Origin of the sequence: Sphingomonas oligophenolica (genome assembly GCF_039522915.1) — a bacterium.
Taxonomy (GTDB): Bacteria; Pseudomonadota; Alphaproteobacteria; order Sphingomonadales; family Sphingomonadaceae; genus Sphingomonas; species Sphingomonas oligophenolica.
The window spans coordinates 1-21,335 of sequence record NZ_BAAAEH010000016.1 but is presented as its reverse complement, the minus strand read 5'-3'; the positions used below and the strand labels follow the sequence as shown (position 1 = coordinate 21,335).

Below are 21,335 nucleotides of genomic sequence, written 5' to 3'. Positions count from 1 at the left end.
GCCGCTCTGTGCGCAATGTTGCTGTTCGACACGGCGAGCGCATATGCGTCCTGCCCCGTCCTGCCGTCAGCGGAGCGCCTCGACAGGGGCAAGCACGCCGTCACGCCCGATGACCTGCTTGGGCTGCGCGACATCGGGCTCCCGGCGGTGGCCTATGGCGAGCCGAGCCCGGTCGCGGTCGCACCGGATGGCCGGCATGCCGCCTTGGTCCTGTCTCGGGCCGAGGCGGCTTCGAACAGCTATTGCCGCGGTCTGGTGATCGTCGACCTGGAGGGCAGGGAGCGGCCCAGGCTGGTGGATTCCGGCGGCGACCTCATCACCGACAGCGATCCCTTTAACGGCTATTACACGCCCGACGGCGGCCAGCCGACGATCGTGCCGGTCTGGTCGCCGGACGGATCGCGCATTGCCTATCGCCGCCGCGACCGTGGCGTGACCCAGGCCTGGGTCGCCAATGTCGACGGGAGCGGCGCACGTGCGGTGACTGCCGACACCGTCGATGTGGACGCCATCGCCTGGGCCCCCGGCGACGGCGTACTCGTGTTCGCGGATCGGCCTGGGGTCGCAGTGGCGAATGCCGCGATCGATTCCGCCGGGCTCTCGGGATGGCTTTACGACGCGTCGATCCTTCCCGACTATGGGCCACGGCCGATGGTGGCCGGGCCGATCGGACGCAGGGCGCATCTCGTTTCCCTGGGGGACGGCACGGTGCGCGATGCCGGTCCTGAGGAGGCGGGCCTGCTGCCGCCCGAGCTCGCCTTCGGCGCCAGTGCGGCAATTTCGGCAGTGACCGCCACCGGCGCGCGCGCTGGCGTGCGCAAGACCGGCGATGCCTTGTTCTTCGCGCCGACGGTCATCGATATCGACCGGCCCGGAAGGGCAAGGGTCACCTGCAGGGCAGGCGCGTGCGCGAGCGGCGTCCAGCACCTCTGGTGGAATGCGGACGGCACCAGGCTTTACCTGCAGCGGCGTGAAGGCTGGAATCGCGAGACGAACGCCTTCTATGTCATCGATCCGGCATCGTCCGGCACGCCCCGCCTCGTCCTCGCCACGACCGACGCACTGCTCGGGTGCCAGCTGCTGCCGGCGGGCCTGCTCTGCCTGCGCGAGAATGCGACCGCGCCGCGGCGGCTTGTCCTGATCGACCTTGGGTCCGGCAGCGCGCGCACCGTGTTCGATCCCAACCCGCAAGTCGCGTCGTGGCGCTTCGGGGCGGTCCGGCGGTTGCGCTGGAAGAACAATCTCGGCCTCGAGGCATGGGGCGATCTCGTCCTGCCGCCTGACATCGGGCCGCACGAGAAGGTACCGCTCGTTATCGTCCAATATGATTCGAAAGGCTTTCTGCGCGGCGGTACCGGCGATGAATATCCCGTCTACGCGCTCGCCGCGCAGGGCATGGCGGTGCTGAGCATCGAGCGGCCGATCTCGGTTGCGCAGGCGGATCCGAAGGTCCGCACCATGGCTGACTATTATGTCGTGTTCCAGAAGGACTGGGGCGAACGGCGAAGCCAGCTATCCTCGGTGGAGACCGGCATCCGCGCCGCGATCGCCACTGGCGCGATCGACCCCGCGCGCATCGGGATCACCGGCTTGAGCGACGGTTCATCGACCGTGCGTTTCGCCCTGATCAACAGCAATCTCGTCTTCAAGGCGGCCGCCATCAGCACCTGCTGCGTCGAGATGCGGACGACCATGACCTATGGCGGTATCGCCTGGGCCGAGTTCAACAAGTCAATGGGCTATCCGCCGGCGTCGAACGAGGACGAGGCATTCTGGCGGCCTTATTCGATGGTGCTCAATGCAGGGCGCATGACGACGCCGCTGCTGATGCAGCTTGCCGACCGGGAATATCTCCTGTCGCTCGAGACGGTCACGGCGCTGCGCGAACATCATCAGCCGGTCGAGATGTACGTCTTTCCCAACGAGTTTCATCTGAAATGGCAGCCCGCGCATCGCCAGGCGATCTACCGCCGCAATATCGACTGGTTCGCCTACTGGCTGCTTGGCCGGATCGACGCCGACCCAGCCAAGACAGCACAATATCGGCGCTGGGATGCGATGCGCACCTCGGTCCGGGCGGGGGTAGCCGGATCAGGCCCATGAGCGCATCCAGGCCTCGGCATCGACCAGGGCCATGATCCGGACGAAGCTGAAATCGCGCAGCGGCGCCTCGGCCGCGAGATGCAGCGCGAGTGCTGCTCGATCGAGTAGCCCTGCATCAGCCAGAGCCCCGCCCATCAGCATCTCCCGGATCTCAGCGCGCCGCGCCTCGAAGACTTCGCCCATGAAACCGGCGGGGGTGCCCTTCGAGCGGCGAGCAATGACCTCGGGGGGAAGCCGATCGGCGAAAGCCCGGCGCACCAGCGCGCGGCTGTTCCACTGTTCGAACCACAGCCAGGTCGGGACCTTCAGGCAAGTCTCGATGATCGGCTGAGAGCCAAGCGGTGACAGCGATGGAAGCTGTCCTCGCGGGTCCGCGCTTTCCATATATCCCTGAACGGGGGGCAGGCCGGCGACATAGGACGCCTCGCCCGGCCACGCGTCCGGTGGAGTTGCCATCCAGGGATGCTGCACCCTGTCGGCCGCCGCTGCGCGGGCCGCGGGCGACAGGAAGGTCAGCTCGTCCGGGCGGGACGCAGCGGCGGGCCGCAGTGATCGCAGCAGCGTGCGCGCGGCAAGCCGCAGCCGGCTCGTGCCCGAGAGGCTGGCCATGGCCGCGAAATGCTCCCGCGCGGTTGAGCTCAGCCCTTCCCGGCGCCAGAGATCAACAAGCGGCGCCACGGCGAGATAGCCATAAAAGACGCTGTCGCCGGCGCCGCCGTCGATGAGGATCGTCGCGCCGCTTTCACGCGCGGCGTCTCGCGCCAGCCGGCTGCTTTCCTGCAGGAAAGCGCGCGAGGCCGGCCGCGCTTGCTCGGCCGAGGCCGAATGGTGAAGGTCGATTCCGGCAATGTCACGGTGGCCGACGATGAGCGGCACGCGACAGGCCCTGGCGACCATGGCGGCATAGGCGCGTTCATCCCCGATGCGGTCGCCCGATACCAGGGTCAGACAGGCGAAGTCCCGCCCTGCGCGCGCCAGGGACGCGGCAACGATCGAAGAGTCGATGCCGCCCGAGAGCAGGAGCAGCGATCGGTCGTGGCCCGCCGTGCGCGCGGCGACGCTCAGATTGACACTGTCGCGCAGCCGGGAGACTGCTTCCTCCCGTGTCGCAATGGCGGGCGGCGCGTGCTGCACAAAGGTCCATGGCGACCAGAGGGCATCGGTTGCCGGTACCGATCCCGAGGCAAGGCAAAGACGCTCACCGCCCCGGACCTCGCGGACGTCCCGAAGGCATGTTTCACCGGAAAGATGGTCTGGCTGAGCAAGATAGCGCGCAAGGGCTTCGGCTTCGACGCTCGGCCGCCGGTTCACCAGGCTCAGCAGGTCAAGATCGGACGCGGCGGCGAAGCCCCCGTCACGTCGGACCCAGTAGCAGGGAAGGTCTCCGAACGGTGCGCGAACGATGGCGACCGCGTTCGGCGCCGTGGCCAGGATCGCGACATAGCCGCCCCAATCATGGTCGATCAGGCTTTGTCCCGCCGATGTGGAAATCGAGGACTGCACGTCCGGGCTGAGATCGCGTAACGGCCGGTCGGCGCCGCGCTCGAACACCGGACCGATGACCACGCCCAGCCTCCAGACGAGAAGGCGGGCCTGGGGCGGGGCGTGAAGCATCACGCCGTCTGCGATTGCCACCTGATGCCAGTCGGGCAGGCGTGCCGCGACCGAAAGCCGATCCTCTGCCGCCGCCGGGCCGGACGAGACCGTCAGGAGGAAACGCTGGCTCACACGACGAGGATCGGCGTGAAAACCCGGACAGAGTCGACCCGGTCGTTGAGGACGCATTCCCCGGACTGCACCCAGCAATGGGCGCGAAAGGGGCGGAGATCCACGCCGATGATCAGTGAGCCGCCGAGCCCGCGATGAAAAAGCTGCCGCGCGAGCGCGAGCGAGCTCGGCAGGCATCGATCGCGCTGTGAAGCATAGGCTCCGGCACTGGCATATGCGCTGACGATGTCGCGGAGCGCAGCGTCGTCAGCGGCGATGTCGCGGTGGGGTGCACGCTGCAGCTGGCCGATGGTGGCCGCCAGGCCGCGCACGCGAAGCCGCAGCCGCTCGAGCGTGATGCGGGACACGGCGCCGACCGCGTGTCCGAACTCGCGCTGCGGAAAGATCTCATCGAGCATGCTGGCACGCGCCGCAGGAGGGGCGTCGCACAATTCTGGCGCTTCGCAGCGCGAATCGGGGCGCAGCACGCCTTTCTCGATCAGCCGCTTGATATGGCTTTCGTCGCCTGCAACGCGCGCGCTTCGGTCCAGGAGCCGCGCGAGTGCGGCGTCAGTTGCTGCCGGCAGCGCGAAATAGCGATCCTTCGGGAGGTCGAGGAAGACAAGCCGGCCGCCGACGCGGCACGCGCTGATACCCGGAGAAAGCGAATAGCCGGTCATGATCCCGGGATTGGCGCGCGGCCTGCGCCGCGCGCCGCACCTTCAGTCGTCGGCCAGGCCGGTCTGGATGCCGCCGAGCCGTTCGTCGACGCCCGGGAAGGGAAGACCCTTGGTCTCTTCCGAGGCCGAACCGAGGTCGATCAGGTCGTTTGCCCGTTCCATAACACGCTCCTTCTACTTGCCGCAGAAATGGCTGCGGTCGGGGGAGCGTAGGCAGCGTCGGACGCTATCCGAATTCTATACTGATTCTATATCGAGAATGTTTTCGGGTCCCCTGCCCGTCCTCCGGAAGGTGCCCTTTTCGGCGGGGTTACAGGCCCTCGGCCACGCGCTGCCGCCGACTTTTCGGCCGCTGTGCCCTTCAGGTGCGGCGATACATCGCGCGGATGAGGTCCGGCACGACGTGAAGCCTGCGACGGTGATAGGCAGTGACGAGTCGCAGGATCGCTGCTGCTGGCTCATGGTCGACAGCCACGGCGAGAGCGCGCAGTTCAGCCTCCTGCCCTGCAAGGACTCGCCGCTCGGCTGCGCGCGCTGTCGCCAAGCGATCGTTGGCGCTGTCGAGCTGCGCTGACATTTCGCTCTTGCCGGCGCGGGCGGCGAATGCATCGAACAGGGCGACCGGCGCGCGATCCAGATCCGCGGGCAGTTGCGTGACAACGCGCCGGCCCGCGTCGCGTGGCCAGTTCTGCACCATCAGCTTCAGCAGCGATGCATTCCAAATATAGAGATCGCGCAGCGCTGGTTCGGTGGCGATCGGCAGGTGAAAGCCCTCGCTTGGTCGTGATTCGACCAGCCTCTCTCCGGCAAGGCGGTGAAGCGCGTCCCTGACCGGCGTCACGCTGCTGTTCAATGCCTCGGCATATCGCGTCGGATCGAGCTTCTCTCCCGGCAGCACCGCGCCGGAGAGCAGCTCCCGCTTGAGCGCGTCATAGACCCGGTCAGCCGTCGCGCCTGAATTCATGGCCAAAGCCCCTGTTCGGCCCCGGCCGGCGCGCGAGGCCGGGGGCTCACTGGTTTGACGCTGAAGCTTGCCCCAGAAATCATGCCGCCCTCCGGTCCACGACGCCATGATCGACCGGTCGGCGCTGGCACGCTATCCCGGAAAACCGGACTAGGCACGTTCGAGGACCTCCTCGAAACTCAGCGTCCCGTCGAACAGTGCGCGGACGATCAGCGTGATCCTCTTGTCGACTCCATATCGTGTCCGAGCCTGTCGCAGGTGGCTTTCGACCGTGTCCTCTCCGATATCGAGGATGCGGGCGATCACCCAGTCGGTCTTGCCCCGGGCTGCCCAGAGCAGGCACTCGCGCTGCCGGGCGGTCAATGCCGGCGGTGCTCCCGCCGCGGCGAGTGCCAGCCGGCGCCCCGCTTCCCAGGCGAACGGGGCAAGGCTTTGCGCGACGACGCGCTGTGCGGCCGAGACCGGGCGTGTGCCGTTACCGGCGAACGAGAAGGAGCCGCCCAAGGCGCCGGGTCCATATATTGGGACGGTGAATCCTGAGCGGAAGCCATGAGCACGGGCGGCAGCGAGGAAGCGGCGATCGGCCGGGGTAAGCGGGGTGAGACCAGGTATCTCGGACCAGGCAAATCCGAACCTGGCGTGCACGGAGACGCGGCGCAGCAGAGCCATGGCATCGAGGTGCAGTTGCCCGGCAACCCAGAGCAGTGGCTCGGAGACAATGGCAGCGCCGGGCGCGCCCATCCCGTCCGGCGGAATGAGCAGGGCGTAGCTTTCGAAGTCGAGTACCGCGGCGAGCGCGCCCAGCACCGCTTCGAGTTCCTGCCTATTTTGCACCTGGAGCAGCGTCTCGACCGTCGCCGCAAGACTTGTCAGCACGCGCATCGCCATCGATCGCGCGCGCGGGCGGCGTTTCAAGCCACCGGATTCCCGTCACGCGTCCTTCCTTGTCGATACGCCATGTCGGGGTCTCACGCCGCCACCGCGCCGGTTGAAGAATCAGACCGGATCGACGCTGGCCGGCCAGGCACGTTCCAATGTTTTCACATTGAAATGAATTTCCCCGTCCCGGTGCGCAATGGGCGAGCCGTCTGATTGGCGGGATCCGGGCGGCTACGCCCGGCTGTTCGGCATGGATCGCGCGGGCCTGATGTGGGAATGGCTGCGGCGCGATCCGGACTATGTGGCCTGGTACGTCAGGGCGAGCCAGGCGACCCGAGGTCCCGGCCCCGTCGAGCCGTCACCTGCATGGGGGCTGCACTTTCGCGGAGCAGCCGGACGTCGCCGCGCCGGATGCCACGATCATCTGGCACGCCGATCTCGATCCCGGCATCCTGACCGTGGCGGCCGATCCGGTGCCACCAGGCAGCGATGGAGAGTCGCTCGATCCGCGCGAACTGGCGCGCTGGCTCAGGATCGCACGGGGCAGCGACGGCACCGAGCATGCGGTGCTGTCCGACGGGTTTCATCGCATTCGGCTGGACGTCGCCGCCGGAAGCCTGGCCGCGGGCGTGCCCGTGATCCTGCGCTATGAGCTTGCCGGAATCGCCGCAGTCGAACCGAAGCTCCTGCCGCTGCGGCGGCTGCTCTATCTGTGCCGGCATCGGCGTTTCGCGCAAAGCCTGTTCGTCCGCGACGCGCGCATGACGCGCTGGATCCTGCTCCTGCGTGTCCATGATGCCGAGGCGGCCGGCGCGACGCAGCGTGATATCGCGGGCGCACTTTACGGGATCGGCGCCGACTGGCGTGAGACGAGCGACTCGCTGCGGTCGCGCGTCCGCCGTCTGGTGCGGGATGCGCGCGCGATGGCCGCCGGCGGCTATCGCCGGTTGCTGCGCGCCGCGCCGCATCAAAGCGATGGTGACGACTAAGACATAAGCAACCACTGAGGGGGCAATCGGCGTTGCAGCGAACGACTCAAGCGCCGAAGGACTATTTTCGTGGATGACAAGGACTTCGATCGGCTGACGCAGCGTGAGCTCGAGGTTCTGCGCTGCGCCGCGGAGGGTCTGAAACCCAAGGTGATCGCGAATCGCCTGGGGCTCTCGGAGCGCACCGTCTATACGCATCTGGCTAATGCCGCGCGCAAGCTCGGCGCCAGCGGCCCGGGTGAAGCGGCCATGGCGCTGGCCCGGCGCGAGGCGCTCGGCCCCCATGCAAAAACGACTGAGCGCGTTTTGCCGGTTGCGCCGGGCATCGCCGTTCTGGTCGACCTGCTCGTCCCTGAAATGAGCGGGAGGCGCTTCAATGACCTCGACATAGCGCATCGCCTGATCGTGATCGTCAGCCGTGCGGCGATGATCGCCTTCATCCTCTTCGCGATCGCGAGCCTGGTCCGCAACATCGGCGACCTGATCGCACACGCAGCCTGATCTTCCTTTCCATTTCATGCTGGTCGCGCGCCGCGCTCGTGGCGCGCGTTGGAGAAACTCATGTCAAAGCCTGTTCTCGATTTCGATGTGATCCGCGGCGTCACCTCCCGCCTCACCCCCGCCGAGACCGACCTTCATGGCGCGATTGCGGCAAATGCCGAGTTGATGGCGAGCGTCATTCGCGCCGGCGCGCCGATGAACATCTCGCCGCTCGTGACCCACGGCGTCGTGGCGACGCTTTCCAGCGCGAACGCCGACCTGGTCACGGGGATGGACAAGACCATCGCCGTCCACCAGCAGCTGGCTACGCTCCGCGACGATATCGGCTTGCGCACGGTCGATTTCGGCGGCGGTCTGTGGAAGGGCGAGATCCGTGGAGCGCCGGAAGCGGCTGCTGCTGAGGAATCGGCACCGCCCGTTCACTTGGTCGCCGTGTCTTGACGGGCACGGCGGCGCAGGCCGATGATCCTGCCTGATGCTCTACCTGCTCTATTACGGCTTCTGGGCGATCCTCGTCGCGTTTGCCGTATGGAGCTGCCTCGCGGGCGCGGCCGACGAGCGCTGGGCGGCTGCCATGATGTGCGTGGCCGCCCTGCTCACCCGCATCGTCGGCGATGCTTTCAATACTCATTGGCACAGGCCGCAGCTGGGTGTCCTCGCCGTCGATATCGGCTTATTGTTTGGCCTTGTCGTGCTCGCCCTGCGCAGCAGGCGCTTCTGGCCGCTGACCGTCGCGAGCGTCCAGCTGATCGCCGTGCTCACCCATCCCGCGTTGTGGATCGACCCGGCGATCCTGCCCTTCGGCTATGCGCTCATGCAGGGCTTCTGGGCCTATCCGATGATGCTGGTCGTCGCGATCGGGGCATGGCGGCATGTGCGCCGGCAGGGCCGGCATGAGCATGCACCCGAACATGCCGGCGTCCTTGCGGCAACTCCTCGGTCCGATCGAGGCTGATCTTCGGGGCGCGCCACCGCGGAGCGCGCTCCCGGCCCTGGCCGACATCCTCTATCGCCACGCGGTGACGCGCGCGGCGGGGTTCTCCCTCCCCCCGGTCGCGGATCCCGCATGGCTTCTATTGCTGGCGCTTTATGGCGCGGATGCCCGCGGCGAGCGCCTGTCCCTCTCGGCCCTGTGTCGCACCGCGGCCGTCCCGGTGACGACCGCGTTTCGCTGCATCCTCCGCCTCGAGGACCTCGCCCTCGTCGAACGGGTGCCCGACCCGCGCGATCGCCGCCGCGCCTGGGTCGGGCTGAGCGCGCGAGGGCGGGATGCGCTGACCGGCCAGCTCGTTGCGCTCCACGCCGATATCGCTCGCATCTTGTTTGAATAGCGCAGGCACGTCCCCATTCGCCGCCCTGTCCGGTTCGACGGCCACGAATATAAGCCCGTCGCTGAGCGGGCTGATTGCGCCTTCCGGCGAGCTGCGCGGACGTGCTTGATCGGCGCCTGATGCCGGTGACCATCTTTGCTGTTCCATGCATCGTCATGGCAACCGACTTCCTCAGCTCCCATCGCGCGGGAAAAGCTCCGTTTCCAGAAGTCATGTCGCGGCGCTGATGTACTCGCCATCCGGGCGACCTATGTGGCTGCCCGCAGTCCTTGTCGACTGAATCGCACCGGACGTTAAGGCAGGAACATACATGAAGAAAATTGGATTTCTCTCGTTCGGGCATTGGTCGGCCTCGCCCCAGTCCGGGACCCGCTCCGCGTCGGACGTGTTGCTGCAGTCGATCGAGTTAGCCGTTGCAGCCGAGGAGCTCGGCGCCGACGGTGCCTATTTCCGGGTCCATCATTTCGCGCAGCAGCTTTCGTCGCCTTTTCCGCTGCTCGCTGCGATTGGCGCCAGGACCAGCCGAATCGAGATCGGCACCGGGGTTATCGACATGCGCTACGAGAATCCCTTCTACATGGCCGAGGATGCCGGCGCTGCCGATCTGATCAGCCAGGGTCGGCTTCAACTCGGCATCAGCCGCGGATCGCCCGAGCAGGTGATCGAGGGCTGGCGGTACTTCGGCTATGCGCCGAGCGAGGGGGAGAGCGACGCCGATATGGGCCGGCGCCATGCCGAGGTGTTGCTCGACCTGCTGAAGGGAGAGGGCTTCGCCAAGCCAAGTCCGCGGCCGATGTTTCCCAATCCGCCAGGGTTGTTGCGGCTCGAGCCGCATTCGGCGGGCTTGCGCCGGCGCATCTGGTGGGGGTCGGCATCGAACGCGACCGCGCTCTGGGCCGCGCAACGGGGCATGAACCTGCAAAGCTCGACCCTGAAGGCCGATGAGAGCGGCGAGCCTTTTCATGTCCAGCAGGCGAAGCAGATCCGGGCCTATCGCGCGGCCTGGAGGGAGGCCGGCCACCAATGGGAGCCGCGCGTGTCGGTTTCCCGGTCGATCTTCGCGCTCATGAACGACCGCGACCGCGCATATTTCGGCCGCGGCGACAGCAGCGACCAGATCGGCGTCATCGACAATATGCGCGCCGTGTTCGGACGATCCTATGCAGCTGAGCCCGAGCAGCTGATCGAGGAGTTGCGGGCCGACGAAGCGATCGCCGAGGCCGATACGCTCTTGCTCACCGTGCCGAACCAGCTCGGCGTTGACTATAACGCGCATGTCCTGAAGGCGATTCTCACCGATGTGGCGCCAGCGCTCGGGTGGCGGTGATCAAGCGAGTTGATCCTTGGCCATGGGCCCCACTTTCACATCGCGCCTTCCGGGATATCTGAACCGCTGGGAACTCGATCATCGTGTGATGGACAGCGCCTCGTGCGGCTGGTCGCCGCACGACCCCGTCCTATGGCTCGGTCAAACGACCTCGCCACCGAGCCCCGTATCGGGTTCTCGGCCTTCGGTGACGGCCAGATGGCGCGGGCCGGCATGCCGCCGGCCCTGATGGCGCGGGCTGTTGTCGTGCGCTGCCGACGCAGGCTTACGGCAGGGCCCGGCGCCTTGTTGTAGCCCGCGGGCCCGCTTTCCTGCACGCCGGGCGGCGCGCCCGGGGTCGCGGCGGCGACAATTGCCGCCTTGTCGCGACGCCCGACCCAGCGCCGCCTGATCGGCGCGCATTCCTGAGAGAGCCCGTTCCTGCTGGCGGCGGCTGTGCCGCCGTAGGTGCGGGCGCTGCTGCGCAGCGGCGTTGGGGGCACCCCACAAAGTACCACTTTGTGGGGACCCTTTTGTGTGGCCTTCCCGGACGCGCGGTTGGTGGTCGGCGCGCCCTGCTAGGCCCGCCACGGCCCGCGGCAAGCCTGCGCTTCGCTGCGGCTGCTCCACTGCGTTTCGCCCTCTGCTCCGCCCCGTCGCGCAAGCGCGACGGGGACCCCGGGAGGTGCCGCCGTCCGCTCGGCGCGGGCCTCTTCGGTCGCTTGCCGCCCACCCTCCGCTTTCCGGGAGCGGCCGTGCGATTTTGGGGAGCATTGGAGGATAAAGATGCCTGTCAGCAACCAGCGCCGCGCGCGGGGAGGGGCCGAGCCTCCCGGCGAGCCGCCGCGCGCCAATCTTTACGAGTGACGGCCGAGATCATCGCCGAGCTCGAGGCGGGCCACCTCCGGTGCGTCCAGCCCTGGACGGCGGAACCGCTCGGGGGGAGCGATCCCTCCGGGGACCTGTCCGATCTCAATGCCCGCAACCAGCTTGACCTGTTCCTGAAGAGGGAGTCCTGACCATGGAACTGCTCACCCCGGACATCCGCATCGGCCTGCGCGCCAACGCAGCCGCGTCCATCGCCATTCACGGCGCGTACGACCCTGCGCCCCTCCTGAAGCTGTTCAATCCGCTCGGTGCCGCGACATGGCTTGCGACCGAACTCGACAGCGACGGCGACACGCTGTTCGGGCTCGCCGATCTGGGGTTCGGCTACCCTGAGCTGGGCTATTTCAGCCTGTCCGAGATCGCCGCGCTACGCCTGCCGTTCGGCCTCGGCATCGAGCGCGATATCGGTTTTTCGAGCGTCGTGCCGCTGTCGATCTGGGCCGACTTTGCCCGTCAGGCGGGATCGATCCTCGGCGCGCAGCATCTGCTGCGGCCCGTCGAGGCGCATCACCGCGCCCGCGCCGAAGCTGCCGACAACCCGGGCGACGCCACCACGCCGAACCCCGACCCGCTTCCGCCTTCCGACACAGGAGGCGGCTGACGCGCGGGCGGGTCTCGCCCGCAATCGAAGCCGGTCCCGCCCCTCTGCAAGGCGTTGGCGGGAGAGCGAAGGTCGAGAACTGGGTCCCGAAATGGAAGGGCTTTCCGCCCGCCGCCTATACCGAACGGGGCGGGCGTCGGCATTGTTCGGGCAAGTGCCAGGGTCATGGCGGCGCGGTATGAGCCCGATCTTGACGGTGACCGCGATCCGACCGCACCCGGCGCGGCGGCGCTTCTCCCCGAGCCGGATGATGGCGAGGAAGTGCAGGCGGCGAACGACAACGGCGAGCCGCCCGAGACGCTGGCGGCGTGAGGGACGCGCGGGGAACCCGGCTTTCCAAGCATTTCCGCGATCAAGAGGTGCCTTTTCCGGACCTCAAAATCCGGCCGCGCGCCTCTTTCGCCTCGCCCATGAAACGACGACGCCATCAGGTTTGATATGTTTGCATATCTATCTAGTCTATTTTGATACGAAAAGAGATCATCCCAATTTGACGTACCGGGCGCTCGCGCCGATCTACGATCTGTTGTCGACCGTCCCTTACATTCCTTCGGACAGCATGGCGCTGTCGCTTGGTGGCGAACGGTCGTTCAGGGCGCTGTCGGCGCCTCGCTGGAAATCCTTCGCGAACCGGGCAAGGTTGCCCGAGCCGGCGGTTCTTCAAGCCGTGGTGGAGACGGTGGCGCGCGTCAACGAGCATTGGTGGCATCTGCCGGAACGCGCCGTCGCCCCTGCGACGGTGCTCGACCGTATCGACGCGCATGTGAAAGCGATGACGCCGATACTGAACTCCTGCGCGGAAAAATGAGCAGGGGGAATAGGGACTCGAACGACAATATTATCATCACAGGCGGGAGCGTTCGCTGTCCCCAGGGGTGACGGGATGGCGGTCGCGACACTGCTCGGACTGTCGGTGGCGGCGGACCTGTTCGCCTTGAGTGAGGGCGAGCTCGAGCGCCGCTATCTTGACCTGGTCGACGCCGTGTGCGGCGCGTTGCGCAGGCGCTGACCGGCGCGGCGGTGGCTGAGCGCTGACCAGGCGCGGGCCGGGATCTGGCGATCCGGTCGGACCCGGTAACGGCCGCCTTCATGGCGATCCCGCCGGCGCATCGATCTTCCTCGTGTACCGCTTCGACCGGACGCCCGGCGGGCATCGCGCGTGCGATCGCCGGGACCAGCTGTGGTGGGGACCGGGACCGGATCTGCCTGCCGCCGGGCCGCCGGGGGAGCAGTCGCTTCCCTTTCGGCTGGCGCTTTCCGATCGGATCGAACCGTTCTCGGCTCCTTGGGCGTAGACCTGGAACGGCCGTTGGTCTCCCGAAACCATCGCCCGGCGGCTTATTTCCCCGCCCGCTGGCGCTGGGCTCCTCGCGGCCGCTTCGCTTTCAAATAAGCCTTTCGGCTCCGGTCCTCCGCTGCCGCTGCGGCCTTGCGGTTCGGATGCCCGCCTGGTCCGTTCCTTCGGTCCGCCCATCGCCCGGAACGGTCCGGGTGATGAACGGAAAGGACATGGAAATGCCTGCAATCGGCTTTGTCACCCGCGACGGGAAGGGCTTCAAGGGTCAGCTCAGGACGCTCTCGATCCGTGCAGACGTGGTCATCATTCCCAATGGTCACAAGACCGCTGACGCGCAGCCCGACTACCGGGTCTCGGCTGGCGGCGTCGAGATCGGGGCCGGCTGGGTCCGGCGCAGCGAAACGAGCGGCAACGACTATGTGTCGCTGAGCCTGGCCGCGCCCGAGTTCGGCCCCCGCCGGCTCTACGCCAATCTTGGCCGCGCCGCGAACCAGGACGATGACGACGCCTTCGCCATTATCTGGAACCCGGCCGACTGACCGAGACGGTGGTCCGCGCTCTGAACGGGGCGCGGATCATCCCGGCTGGTACCGGGTCGAAAAGGCGGCCATCCGCTTTCGACCCTGCCGGGCAAGGCTTTCAGCGTCCATGTGAGGGTCCGGGCGGCGCGATGTGGCGTCGCCGAGCACGGACAAGGGAGCGATGGACGACACCGCCGAGCGCGCCCGCAGGGCCCGCGGAACCTGCCCATTCCTCACCACCAAGCAGGCCGCGTTCCATCTCGGTCTGTCGCCCAGCACGCTGAAGGGCATGCGGGCGCGAGGCGAGGGGCCGGTCTGCCGCCTCCATGGCCGCGCCTGGCACTATCATATCGACGACATCGAGGCGTGGTCGAACGCCGGCAAGCGCGGCGGCAAGCGTGGCTGAGCGCCGTGACCTGCCGCTGTTCGCCTGGCGTGATGCGCTGGGCGCGCGGCGCCGGCGCCGTCGCCAGCTCCTTTGCCGCGGCGCGCTGATCGCGCTCGGCTGCGCCAGCCTCGCAGCGACGATCGCCCTGCCGCCGCTGCCCCGCCTGGTGTGGAATACGAGCGCCAGCGCGCGGGTCGGCCTTTACCGGGTTGCGCCGGGCGCCCCGCTCGCGCGCGGCGACATGGTGATCGCGCGGACGCCGCGCCCGGTGCGCGTGCTTGCTGCTCGCCGGCGCTATGTGCCCGCCAATGTGCCCCTGGTGAAGCGGGTTGCCGGGGTGCGCGGCGATCGGGTCTGCGCTGTCGGTACGACGGTCACCATCAATTACAGGGTGGTCGCGGCCCGGCGCGCGCGCGATCGGCTCGGCCGGCCCTTGCCCTGGTGGAGCGGGTGCCGGAAGCTCGGAAAAGGCGGGCTGTTCCTGCTGATGGCTGAGTCGCCGGACTCGTTCGATGGGCGCTATTTCGGGCCGACGCCGGTAGGCGATGTCGTGGGCAGGGCAACGCCCTTATGGGTTCGCTGAGGTCGCTCGTGGTCGCGGCGCTGCTCGCGCTTGCGTCTCCCGCCCGGGCCGAGTCCGTTGCCGACTGGCGCCCCGTCGTCGTCGAGGCGTCGCTACGCTTCGGTGTCCCAGTCGCCTGGATCGAGCGGGTGATGCTGGTCGAAAGCGGCGGACGCACGACGTTTGGCGGGGTGCCGATCGTCAGCCCAAAGGGCGCAATGGGGCTGATGCAGCTGATGCCGGGGACGTGGCAGCAGATGCGCGATCTGCTTCGACTGGGTAGCGACCCGTTCGACCCGCATGACAATATTCTTGCCGGAACTGCCTATCTCCGCTTGATGTATGATCGGTTCGGCTATCCCGGCCTGTTCGCTGCCTATAATGCCGGACCGAAGCGCTACAGCGCCTATCTGGCGGATCGCCGGCGATTGCCCGAGGAAACCAGGGCCTATCTGATTTCGGTCGGGAACGCCCGCTCTGTGGCTTCGGTGGCGCCACATGCAAACGGGCTGTTCGTACCCCTGGCTGTGGCCGCGCCGGTCCATCCGTCGGCGCGGACGCTGCCGCCCGAGGTCGGTCTGTTCGCGATCCTCCCGGGCGCCGATTCCGCGAAACCCTAGGCGCCGGAAAGCGGTCCAAGATCCCTTTCGAGGAGTGCGGCGAGCCTGACGCCCGCGCGTTCGATTTGTAGCCTGACGACGGGCCGGGCCGCGGCATCATAGCCCTTCGGCAGGTCCACCGGCGGGTCGTCGCGCTCACAGCGCGGCGAGGTGTGGAAGGAATAGGCGGTGCTCACCGCGAGCGCATGGGTCTGCTCGGCCCAGCGCGAGACGTCGCCCTGTATCCAGGACGCCGCCAGCGCCGGCGTGATCTCGGCTTCGAGCTGGGCGGCCAGCGCGTCGGGCTTGTCGCCGAGTTCGCGCACGACGATCGTGTCCCAATAGCCGTGCAGGTTCGCGGTTCGCTGGTCGCCGAGCGAGATGTGGACGCAGTTGCCGCCATGGTCGTGATTGTCAGCGACATGAAGCGGCTGGTGAAGATCGCCGACCAGATGCAGCACATATTTGAGCGCGAGGATCCGCTCGGCGGGCGATGTTTCCGTCGCTGCGAGCTCTGCCGAGAACTGTGTCAGCCGGTCAATGATGCAGGCATCAGCCGGGCCGGCGCTGGCCAGGGTCGCCGCCGCCGGATGCCCGAAACAGGCAGCGTCGACATCGGGATGATCGAGTTCGATATCGACGAAATGCCACTCGGCCGTCTCGCGGTGCCCGGCGCCCCGCCAGGCATCGGCCCAGGTCGCGCGCGACAGCATGTCGGGCGGGGTGAGGCTGTCATGATCCTGGGCGAGGATCGCATCGACCTTGGCCCGGGTCTCAGGTGTCAGGCGCGCGCGGGCAATGGCGGCGATCAGGATATGGCCCTCGGCGCCCCAGGCGAGTGCCGGCGACGGCATCGCGGCCGAAAGGGCGAGCGCCGTGGCGGCGCCCGTCAGGAATTTCATCATTGCATCATCTGTCAGCAGCGTCGTGGCGAGCGTGTGCGCTCGTTACGCAACGGGACGATTGATCAGGCCTTGGGACATGGGGTGAACCTGCCCTTGTTTTTCCCTGACGCAATATGGCATTTGCCGTTCTTGTCTTTGGTGACCCCGCCCGTGGCGGCTGCGGCAGGCGGTGGCGGGCAGACCATGAACTTCTTCGTCTTCGGGTCCCTGCACCGGGTCGCGGCGTTCACGGGCGCGGTGAGCATGGCGACGGTGGCGAGTGCAAGCGAGAGGCGAAGCATCGGTGATTCCCTTCAAGTGAGAGGAGCATCATGAACCCTGGAGCGCGCAAATCAAGCGGCCAGGGAACCGAAAGACGCCCCGCGAGGCTGGTGGTCGCGCGACGGGCGCTACGCCGCCGCCATGGCGATGGTGAAAAGCAGTGGCGCGCCGCACGGTGAGGGCGATGGTCGCCTCCCGCCACTGCATCACCGTCTGGCGGATCTGCGGCCTCGACGAACCGATCGCAGCCCCGGGCCGAAGGAAGGTGTCGAGCGCCGGCTATTCTCGGGAGCGGGGGAGGGGCTCGTCTCGGATCGTCCGAGCATGGCGGCTGCCGGCGTGCCTGTGCAAGGCCGGCGGCCCCTCCAATTTTGCCGCGACATGGAGCGCGCTTGCGCGCGCGAGTCTGTCTGACTTCGACGCAACAAAATCGGTTCCTCCGCCGCCGCTTCGCGGTGCCTGCGCTGCGCTCCGGCAGCCCTGACAGTCACACCGGCAGCCGCCGTCGAGAGGCCGTCTTCGATGAGGAAGACGATGATCGATGGAGGCTTACATGACCATGTTTCAACCGGTATCGCATAGCGCTGATCGTGTGATGGAAGCGCTCGTGGCGGGGCTCGAGCTCGAGTTCGGGACCCGGGGGACAGAAGGTCTTGCGCAGCGCTTTCTGGCAGCTGAGGAATGCGATTTTCACTGGGATGCGCGGGACCAGGAGCGCTGGCTGGGCTCCTATGAAAGCATCGACGGACAGGAATTTGAGCTCGATCGCGTAGCGGTCCTGGGGCGGATCGATGGCCGTTGGTTCGTCGCGGAAATCATCATCGACGGCGAAGGGTGTGCCCACGGGATGGTCGGGAAGCGGACTTTCGCGCGGCCTCGATCGGCGCGCAGGGCATTCGCGGACCGGCGATGATCAAGACCGGATCGCGGCCGGGATACGGTGTCGACAGGCATCGCATCCCGGCTTTTTTCGTCCTCGGCAGCCGGGGAGGGAAACGGCACGAGAGTCTGGAACGGGCGGGGATGCGGGCAGGGCGGTGTAAGGCAAGATTGAAGCCTTGCCTCCACGCGTGTCGGCAAGTGGCGTCTGCATGTCGTTTGTGATGGAGGCATGAGGTTGGCCATGCCTCCAAGAGTACCAAGACCTGCGGTCTTCCGCCGCAGGCGATGGAGGCCCTTGCGGGCTCCTCTCGCAATCCCCTCATGGGTGATTTTGAGGGTCGATTCATGGCTGATGACGACTTCGATATCTGGCTTGGCCATATCGGCAAGGATGGCCCGATGCGCCACCGGGTGCGCGCCGCGATCAATCGCGCGGGCGGCCTGCGAAGCCCTAAGTCAAGCCGCTTCACCGGTGCGCGGATTGGTCGCGGGAGCGGGGTCGGGCGCGTGCTCGGCGGTACAGCCGGCGGGCGTGGCTGGACCGGCCGCCGCGTCGTGGTCAAGACGAGCATCGTCAAGCTCGTCGGCAAGGGCCTGGCGAGCGCGACGACGCACCTGCGCTACCTGCAGCGCGACGGCACCACGCGCGAGGGCGAGCGGGGGACGCTCTACGGGCCGGAGAGCGACGCGGTCGACGGCAAGACGTTCCTCGATCGCGGCGCCGGCGATCGGCATCAGTTCCGGTTCATCGTCGCGCCCGAGGACGGCGCTGAATATGAAGACCTGAAGCCGCTGGTGCGGCGCTGGATGGGTCGGGTCGAGCAGGACCTTGGCACGAAGCTCGACTGGGTAGCGGTAGATCACTTCAATACCGGTCATCCGCACAGCCATGTCATCGTTCGCGGCAAGGATCATCTCGGCAAGGATCTGATCATTGCCCGCGAGTATCTGACCCAGGGGTTGCGCACCCGCGCGGCCGAGCTGGTCGACCTCGATCTGGGGCCGCGCTCGCAGGCCGAGATCGAGCGCTCTGACCGGCGCGAGATCGACCAGGAACGGCTGACCGATATCGATCGGCGATTGCTTGCCGCGCGTGGCGATGACGGGGTCGTGAGCGCCGCGCACAAGGACAGCGTCGAGCAGAGTCTTCGCGCAGGCCGGCTGCAGACCCTGAAGCGCATGGGGCTGGCGCTCGAGGAACGGCGCGGGGCGTGGCGGCTGGACGACAATCTGCGCGACATGCTCACCCGGATGGGCGAGCGGGGCGACATCATCCGCACGATGCAGCGCGCCATGGTCGCCGAGGCGCCCGAACGTTCGCCTGCTGATTATGCGATCTTCGAGCCGACGGCGGGCCCAGCCGCGCCGATCATCGGCCGGATCGTTGAGCGCGGTCTCTCCGACGAACATGCCGATCGCCACTATCTGATCATCGACGGTGTGGATGGCTACAGCCATTATGTTGACATCGGGATCGATGCCCCGCCGACCGTTGCTCACTCGATCGTGCGGGTAACACCTGCCGATACGAGCTCGCGCGCGGTCGATCGCACCGTCGCCGAGATCGCCGCCGCCAATGGCGGACGGTACAGCCCGGACATTCATCTCCGCCATGACCCGACCGCGACCGCGGCCTTCGCCGAAACCCATGTCCGCCGGCTTGAGGCCATCCGCCGGGCGACGGGCGGGGCTGAGCGGAACGCCGATGGCAGCTGGACCATCGCGCTGGATCATCTGGCGCGCGTCAGAGCCTGTGAACGCGCCCGCGCCGGGCGACAGCCGGTCGCCATCGAGACCTTGTCGGAGCGGCCGCTGTCGAAGCTTCCGACGCATGAGGGGGTGACATGGCTTGACCGCGAACTGGCCGCTGACAAGCCGACCGATCTCGGTCGCGGGTTCGGCGCTGACGTGCGCCGGGCGTTCGACCTCCGTCGCCAGTGGCTGGTCGCCCAAGACCTCGCCGAGGTGGATGGCGATACGGTGCGCTACCGTCGCAATCCGCTGGCCGTCCTCCAGCTACGAGAGTTGCGCGCGGTCGCGAGCGGGCTTGCGGGCGAGCTGGACAAGCCGTTTGTCGAGGCGCGATCGGGGCAGCAGGTCGAAGGCATCTGCCGGCGAGCGATCCAGGCGGGCGACAGCAAGCTGGCGCTGATCGAAAAATCGCGCGAGTTCACGCTCGTACCCTGGCGGCCGGTGCTCGAGCGCTCCGCCGGGAAAACCGTCTCCGGCATCGTGCGCGAAAGCGGAATCAGCTGGACGATCGGCCGGACCAGAGGGCTGGGCATTTCCTGACTGATCAAACTCGCCGCAACTGGCCCGACAGCGCCCTTCAGCACTATCGCGTCGAGACGCTCCTGGGCACATTCTGTCGGCATCAGATGATCGAGTGAGCGTGCCCGTGAAGACGTTCAAGACCCGCCACCAATTCTACCTGCCCGACGATTTGTCGAAGCGCCTCGAGGGGCTCGCCGCAAAACCGGGTTCGTCCAAGACCACGATCCTGACTGACGCTCTGCGTTCCTGGTTGGATCGCAAGGCCGGCGACGAGTTCGATCAGCGGTTTGGACCACGACTCGATCGGCAGATGCGCGCAAGCAACCGGATGGAGGTCAGGCTCGACCATGTTGTGGCGGTGCTCGAACTGTTCGTTGCCCATCAGATGACGCTGGTCGCGCATCAGCCGCCGATCGATGAAGTAACCGGTCGGCTGGGCAGGGCGCGGTACGATCGGTTCATGGGCCAGGTCGAACGCACGCTTGCGGCGCGGGGTGGCAAGTCGCAGCCCGGAGTCGGCGGCGATGCCTGAACCGCGCGTTGCGGTGATAACCGTCAGGATCCGTGAGGCGAGCCGGATCACCGGGATTGGCCGATCGAAACTCTATGAACTGATCGGCGCTGGCGACATCGAAACCATCAAGGTCGGCACCATAACATTGATACCGATCGAAAGCCATCGACAGCTCGACACCCACCTCCGCGATTTCATCGGCGCCTATAACTTCGGTCGCCGACTCAAGACGCTCAAAGGGCTCACGCCCTTCGAATACATCTGCAAAATCTGGACAATCGAACCCGATCGATTCACACTCGACCCGACACATCAAATGCCGGGACTAAACAACTAGGCTCCGCATCGGACGCTAGCCACCCAGCAGTGCGTAATCGCGATCTTGTCTGCTCCGCGCAACAAGGTCTGCATGGATTCCTCTGAAAAGCAAACCAATGATAGATCTGAAGATTGCGTGGCGATCCAACATTTGAATCGCGTTCCGATCTGCGCTCTCACAACTTGCTGGCCTGAGGCGCTAATGACCCTGCTCGAAGGCGCCGGTGTCCAACCCACTGCATCCTTGGCTAGCGGGTGGCTGAGACTTCTTCGCTGCAGTCTCACGTTGTGCCGTCAAATCTGGGAAATGTGTAGACGAAATGTGGTCGCGACCACCTAGTCTTACTGAGTCACGAAAGTGGACGTCGGGGGATTCGCGGGGCGCTTCGTTGTGATAGGCTGCTGATACACAGCGATGGATGAGCGCCATGGTGAGCGAGGATGGAAGCGAAGCAACGGCATTTGACGGGTATGTGGAAGCGCTGATCGAGGTGATCGGTCATGCCGATCGGGCGGAGCCGCTTCGGGATTACTGTACAGGACTGATGATGCCGGTTGCGCGTAAAAGCGTGGAGCCGTTGGCGGCGGTAACGGCGCCGTCGCGTGTTTCTGCCAAGCATCAGTCACTTTTGCATTTCGTGGGTCAAGCGCCCTGGTCGGACGAGGCGTTGATGGCGCGCGTTCGGGATTGGGCGTTGCCGCGCATGATCGAGCGAGGTGGTGCGATCGCCGCCTGGATTGTCGACGACACAGGCTTTCCAAAGAAGGGTAAGCATTCCGTCGGTGTCGCACGCCAAGATTGCGGTCAGCTCGGCAAGCAGGATAATTGTCAGGTTGCCGTCAGTCTTTCGATTGCGAACGAGAG

General features: G+C 66.8%; 27 protein-coding genes and 1 pseudogene. 21 read left to right on the top strand and 7 right to left on the bottom strand.

Translation table 11 applies throughout. The features are described 5' to 3' along the window. The first annotated feature begins 15 nt into the window (after nt 1-15). Complete coding sequence (locus ABD050_RS09200; protein ID WP_343888989.1) at nt 16-2,103, top strand: Atxe2 family lasso peptide isopeptidase; 2,088 nt, start codon at nt 16-18, stop codon at nt 2,101-2,103. On the opposite strand, the gene ABD050_RS09195 is transcribed toward ABD050_RS09200, so the two are convergent. From ABD050_RS09195 to ABD050_RS09175, 5 genes are all read right to left on the bottom strand, one after another. Continuing rightward, on the bottom strand, nt 2,092-3,831 hold the full coding sequence (locus tag ABD050_RS09195) for an asparagine synthase-related protein (RefSeq protein ID WP_343888988.1): 1,740 nt from the start codon (nt 3,829-3,831) through the stop codon (nt 2,092-2,094). The two genes, ABD050_RS09200 and ABD050_RS09195, sit on opposite strands and share 12 nt — an antisense overlap. Continuing rightward, on the bottom strand, nt 3,828-4,490 hold the full coding sequence (locus ABD050_RS09190; RefSeq protein WP_343888987.1) for a lasso peptide biosynthesis B2 protein: 663 nt from the start codon (nt 4,488-4,490) through the stop codon (nt 3,828-3,830). The genes ABD050_RS09195 and ABD050_RS09190 overlap by 4 nt, the downstream gene beginning before the upstream one ends. Nucleotides 4,491-4,532: 42 nt before the next feature. Further along, on the bottom strand, nt 4,533-4,652 hold the full coding sequence (locus ABD050_RS09185; protein WP_343888986.1) for a benenodin family lasso peptide: 120 nt from the start codon (nt 4,650-4,652) through the stop codon (nt 4,533-4,535). Nucleotides 4,653-4,851: 199 nt separating this feature from the next. Next, nucleotides 4,852-5,454 carry a GntR family transcriptional regulator gene (locus tag ABD050_RS09180; protein ID WP_343888985.1) on the bottom strand — a complete coding sequence of 201 codons (603 nt, stop codon included), beginning with the start codon at nt 5,452-5,454 and terminating at the stop codon, nt 4,852-4,854. A gap of 150 nt (nt 5,455-5,604) precedes the next feature. Further along, on the bottom strand, nt 5,605-6,369 hold the full coding sequence (locus tag ABD050_RS09175) for a helix-turn-helix transcriptional regulator (RefSeq protein ID WP_343888984.1): 765 nt from the start codon (nt 6,367-6,369) through the stop codon (nt 5,605-5,607). A gap of 160 nt (nt 6,370-6,529) precedes the next feature. Between ABD050_RS09175 and ABD050_RS29010 the strand changes: the two genes are divergently transcribed. The 15 genes from ABD050_RS29010 to ABD050_RS09105 all read left to right on the top strand — a co-directional run bounded on the left by ABD050_RS29010 (nt 6,530) and on the right by ABD050_RS09105 (nt 15,337). Then, nucleotides 6,530-6,985, top strand: coding sequence for a transcriptional regulator domain-containing protein (locus ABD050_RS29010; RefSeq protein ID WP_425542424.1), 456 nt, complete (start codon nt 6,530-6,532; stop codon nt 6,983-6,985). Then, complete coding sequence (locus tag ABD050_RS29005; RefSeq protein ID WP_425542430.1) at nt 6,900-7,322, top strand: DNA -binding domain-containing protein; 423 nt, start codon at nt 6,900-6,902, stop codon at nt 7,320-7,322. The genes ABD050_RS29010 and ABD050_RS29005 overlap by 86 nt, the downstream gene beginning before the upstream one ends. A gap of 69 nt (nt 7,323-7,391) precedes the next feature. Further along, on the top strand, nt 7,392-7,823 hold the full coding sequence (locus tag ABD050_RS09165; RefSeq protein ID WP_343888982.1) for a helix-turn-helix domain-containing protein: 432 nt from the start codon (nt 7,392-7,394) through the stop codon (nt 7,821-7,823). Nucleotides 7,824-7,883: 60 nt separating this feature from the next. Further along, complete coding sequence (locus ABD050_RS09160; protein WP_343888981.1) at nt 7,884-8,264, top strand: hypothetical protein; 381 nt, start codon at nt 7,884-7,886, stop codon at nt 8,262-8,264. A gap of 34 nt (nt 8,265-8,298) precedes the next feature. Next, nucleotides 8,299-8,778, top strand: a complete 480-nt coding sequence (locus ABD050_RS09155; protein WP_343888980.1) for a hypothetical protein — start codon at nt 8,299-8,301, stop codon at nt 8,776-8,778. Next, nucleotides 8,747-9,154: a MarR family transcriptional regulator gene (locus ABD050_RS09150; RefSeq protein WP_343888979.1), complete on the top strand. Its 408-nt coding sequence runs from the start codon at nt 8,747-8,749 to the stop codon at nt 9,152-9,154. Before ABD050_RS09155 ends, ABD050_RS09150 begins: the two co-directional genes overlap by 32 nt. A 310-nt stretch (nt 9,155-9,464) precedes the next feature. Next, complete coding sequence (locus tag ABD050_RS09145; protein ID WP_343888978.1) at nt 9,465-10,481, top strand: LLM class flavin-dependent oxidoreductase; 1,017 nt, start codon at nt 9,465-9,467, stop codon at nt 10,479-10,481. Nucleotides 10,482-11,481: 1,000 nt separating this feature from the next. Beyond that, on the top strand, nt 11,482-11,949 hold the full coding sequence (locus ABD050_RS09140) for a DUF2958 domain-containing protein (protein WP_343888977.1): 468 nt from the start codon (nt 11,482-11,484) through the stop codon (nt 11,947-11,949). Nucleotides 11,950-12,114: 165 nt separating this feature from the next. Beyond that, nucleotides 12,115-12,261 (top strand): hypothetical protein, encoded by a 147-nt coding sequence (locus ABD050_RS09135; RefSeq protein WP_343888976.1) that lies wholly within the window; start codon nt 12,115-12,117, stop codon nt 12,259-12,261. A gap of 247 nt (nt 12,262-12,508) precedes the next feature. Continuing rightward, on the top strand, nt 12,509-12,757 hold the full coding sequence (locus ABD050_RS09130; protein ID WP_343888975.1) for a hypothetical protein: 249 nt from the start codon (nt 12,509-12,511) through the stop codon (nt 12,755-12,757). Between the two features lie 75 nt (nt 12,758-12,832). After that, entirely contained in the window at nt 12,833-12,958 is a 126-nt protein-coding gene (locus tag ABD050_RS09125) for a hypothetical protein (protein WP_343888974.1), read from the top strand. A 506-nt stretch (nt 12,959-13,464) separates the two neighbouring features. Then, nucleotides 13,465-13,785, top strand: coding sequence for a DUF736 domain-containing protein (locus tag ABD050_RS09120; protein ID WP_343889138.1), 321 nt, complete (start codon nt 13,465-13,467; stop codon nt 13,783-13,785). 133 nt (nt 13,786-13,918) lie between these two features. Further along, entirely contained in the window at nt 13,919-14,173 is a 255-nt protein-coding gene (locus ABD050_RS09115; protein WP_343888973.1) for a helix-turn-helix domain-containing protein, read from the top strand. Beyond that, entirely contained in the window at nt 14,166-14,738 is a 573-nt protein-coding gene (locus tag ABD050_RS09110) for a S26 family signal peptidase (protein ID WP_343888972.1), read from the top strand. Before ABD050_RS09115 ends, ABD050_RS09110 begins: the two co-directional genes overlap by 8 nt. Beyond that, entirely contained in the window at nt 14,726-15,337 is a 612-nt protein-coding gene (locus ABD050_RS09105; RefSeq protein WP_343888971.1) for a lytic transglycosylase domain-containing protein, read from the top strand. Before ABD050_RS09110 ends, ABD050_RS09105 begins: the two co-directional genes overlap by 13 nt. Here ABD050_RS09105 and ABD050_RS09100 read toward each other — a convergent pair. Together ABD050_RS09100 and ABD050_RS09095 are read right to left on the bottom strand one after the other, a co-directional pair. Then, entirely contained in the window at nt 15,334-16,218 is an 885-nt protein-coding gene (locus tag ABD050_RS09100; RefSeq protein WP_343888970.1) for a S1/P1 nuclease, read from the bottom strand. The genes ABD050_RS09105 and ABD050_RS09100 overlap by 4 nt on opposite strands. 65 nt (nt 16,219-16,283) lie before the next feature. Beyond that, nucleotides 16,284-16,502 carry a hypothetical protein gene (locus ABD050_RS09095; protein ID WP_343888969.1) on the bottom strand — a complete coding sequence of 73 codons (219 nt, stop codon included), beginning with the start codon at nt 16,500-16,502 and terminating at the stop codon, nt 16,284-16,286. A gap of 521 nt (nt 16,503-17,023) precedes the next feature. Here ABD050_RS09095 and ABD050_RS09090 point away from each other — a divergent pair. From ABD050_RS09090 to ABD050_RS09070, 5 genes and pseudogenes are all read left to right on the top strand, one after another. Then, nucleotides 17,024-17,395, top strand: a complete 372-nt coding sequence (locus ABD050_RS09090; protein ID WP_343888968.1) for a hypothetical protein — start codon at nt 17,024-17,026, stop codon at nt 17,393-17,395. A 314-nt stretch (nt 17,396-17,709) separates the two neighbouring features. Beyond that, nucleotides 17,710-19,656: a relaxase/mobilization nuclease RlxS gene (rlxS, locus tag ABD050_RS09085; protein ID WP_343888967.1), complete on the top strand. Its 1,947-nt coding sequence runs from the start codon at nt 17,710-17,712 to the stop codon at nt 19,654-19,656. A 106-nt stretch (nt 19,657-19,762) separates the two neighbouring features. Continuing rightward, nucleotides 19,763-20,170, top strand: coding sequence for a ribbon-helix-helix domain-containing protein (locus ABD050_RS09080; RefSeq protein WP_343888966.1), 408 nt, complete (start codon nt 19,763-19,765; stop codon nt 20,168-20,170). Nucleotides 20,171-20,273: 103 nt separating this feature from the next. Continuing rightward, nucleotides 20,274-20,489: pseudogene (locus ABD050_RS09075) on the top strand (IS481 family transposase); the annotation flags it as partial. A 409-nt stretch (nt 20,490-20,898) separates the two neighbouring features. Continuing rightward, on the top strand, nt 20,899-21,335 hold a 437-nt coding region (locus ABD050_RS09070), incomplete at its 3' end, for a transposase (RefSeq protein WP_425542429.1).

Coding starts and splice junctions, on each gene's coding strand:
- ABD050_RS09200 (WP_343888989.1), top strand. CDS start 16: ATGTTGCTGTTCGACACGGCGAGCGCATATGCGTCCTGCCCCGTCCTG.
- ABD050_RS09190 (WP_343888987.1), bottom strand. CDS start 4,490: ATGACCGGCTATTCGCTTTCTCCGGGTATCAGCGCGTGCCGCGTCGGC.
- ABD050_RS09185 (WP_343888986.1), bottom strand. CDS start 4,652: ATGGAACGGGCAAACGACCTGATCGACCTCGGTTCGGCCTCGGAAGAG.
- ABD050_RS09180 (WP_343888985.1), bottom strand. CDS start 5,454: ATGAATTCAGGCGCGACGGCTGACCGGGTCTATGACGCGCTCAAGCGG.
- ABD050_RS29010 (WP_425542424.1), top strand. CDS start 6,530: ATGGGCGAGCCGTCTGATTGGCGGGATCCGGGCGGCTACGCCCGGCTG.
- ABD050_RS09160 (WP_343888981.1), top strand. CDS start 7,884: ATGTCAAAGCCTGTTCTCGATTTCGATGTGATCCGCGGCGTCACCTCC.
- ABD050_RS09155 (WP_343888980.1), top strand. CDS start 8,299: ATGCTCTACCTGCTCTATTACGGCTTCTGGGCGATCCTCGTCGCGTTT.
- ABD050_RS09145 (WP_343888978.1), top strand. CDS start 9,465: ATGAAGAAAATTGGATTTCTCTCGTTCGGGCATTGGTCGGCCTCGCCC.
- ABD050_RS09140 (WP_343888977.1), top strand. CDS start 11,482: ATGGAACTGCTCACCCCGGACATCCGCATCGGCCTGCGCGCCAACGCA.
- ABD050_RS09135 (WP_343888976.1), top strand. CDS start 12,115: ATGGCGGCGCGGTATGAGCCCGATCTTGACGGTGACCGCGATCCGACC.
- ABD050_RS09130 (WP_343888975.1), top strand. CDS start 12,509: ATGGCGCTGTCGCTTGGTGGCGAACGGTCGTTCAGGGCGCTGTCGGCG.
- ABD050_RS09125 (WP_343888974.1), top strand. CDS start 12,833: ATGGCGGTCGCGACACTGCTCGGACTGTCGGTGGCGGCGGACCTGTTC.
- ABD050_RS09120 (WP_343889138.1), top strand. CDS start 13,465: ATGCCTGCAATCGGCTTTGTCACCCGCGACGGGAAGGGCTTCAAGGGT.
- ABD050_RS09105 (WP_343888971.1), top strand. CDS start 14,726: ATGGGTTCGCTGAGGTCGCTCGTGGTCGCGGCGCTGCTCGCGCTTGCG.
- ABD050_RS09100 (WP_343888970.1), bottom strand. CDS start 16,218: ATGAAATTCCTGACGGGCGCCGCCACGGCGCTCGCCCTTTCGGCCGCG.
- ABD050_RS09095 (WP_343888969.1), bottom strand. CDS start 16,502: ATGCTTCGCCTCTCGCTTGCACTCGCCACCGTCGCCATGCTCACCGCG.
- ABD050_RS09090 (WP_343888968.1), top strand. CDS start 17,024: ATGGAGGCTTACATGACCATGTTTCAACCGGTATCGCATAGCGCTGAT.
- rlxS (WP_343888967.1), top strand. CDS start 17,710: ATGGCTGATGACGACTTCGATATCTGGCTTGGCCATATCGGCAAGGAT.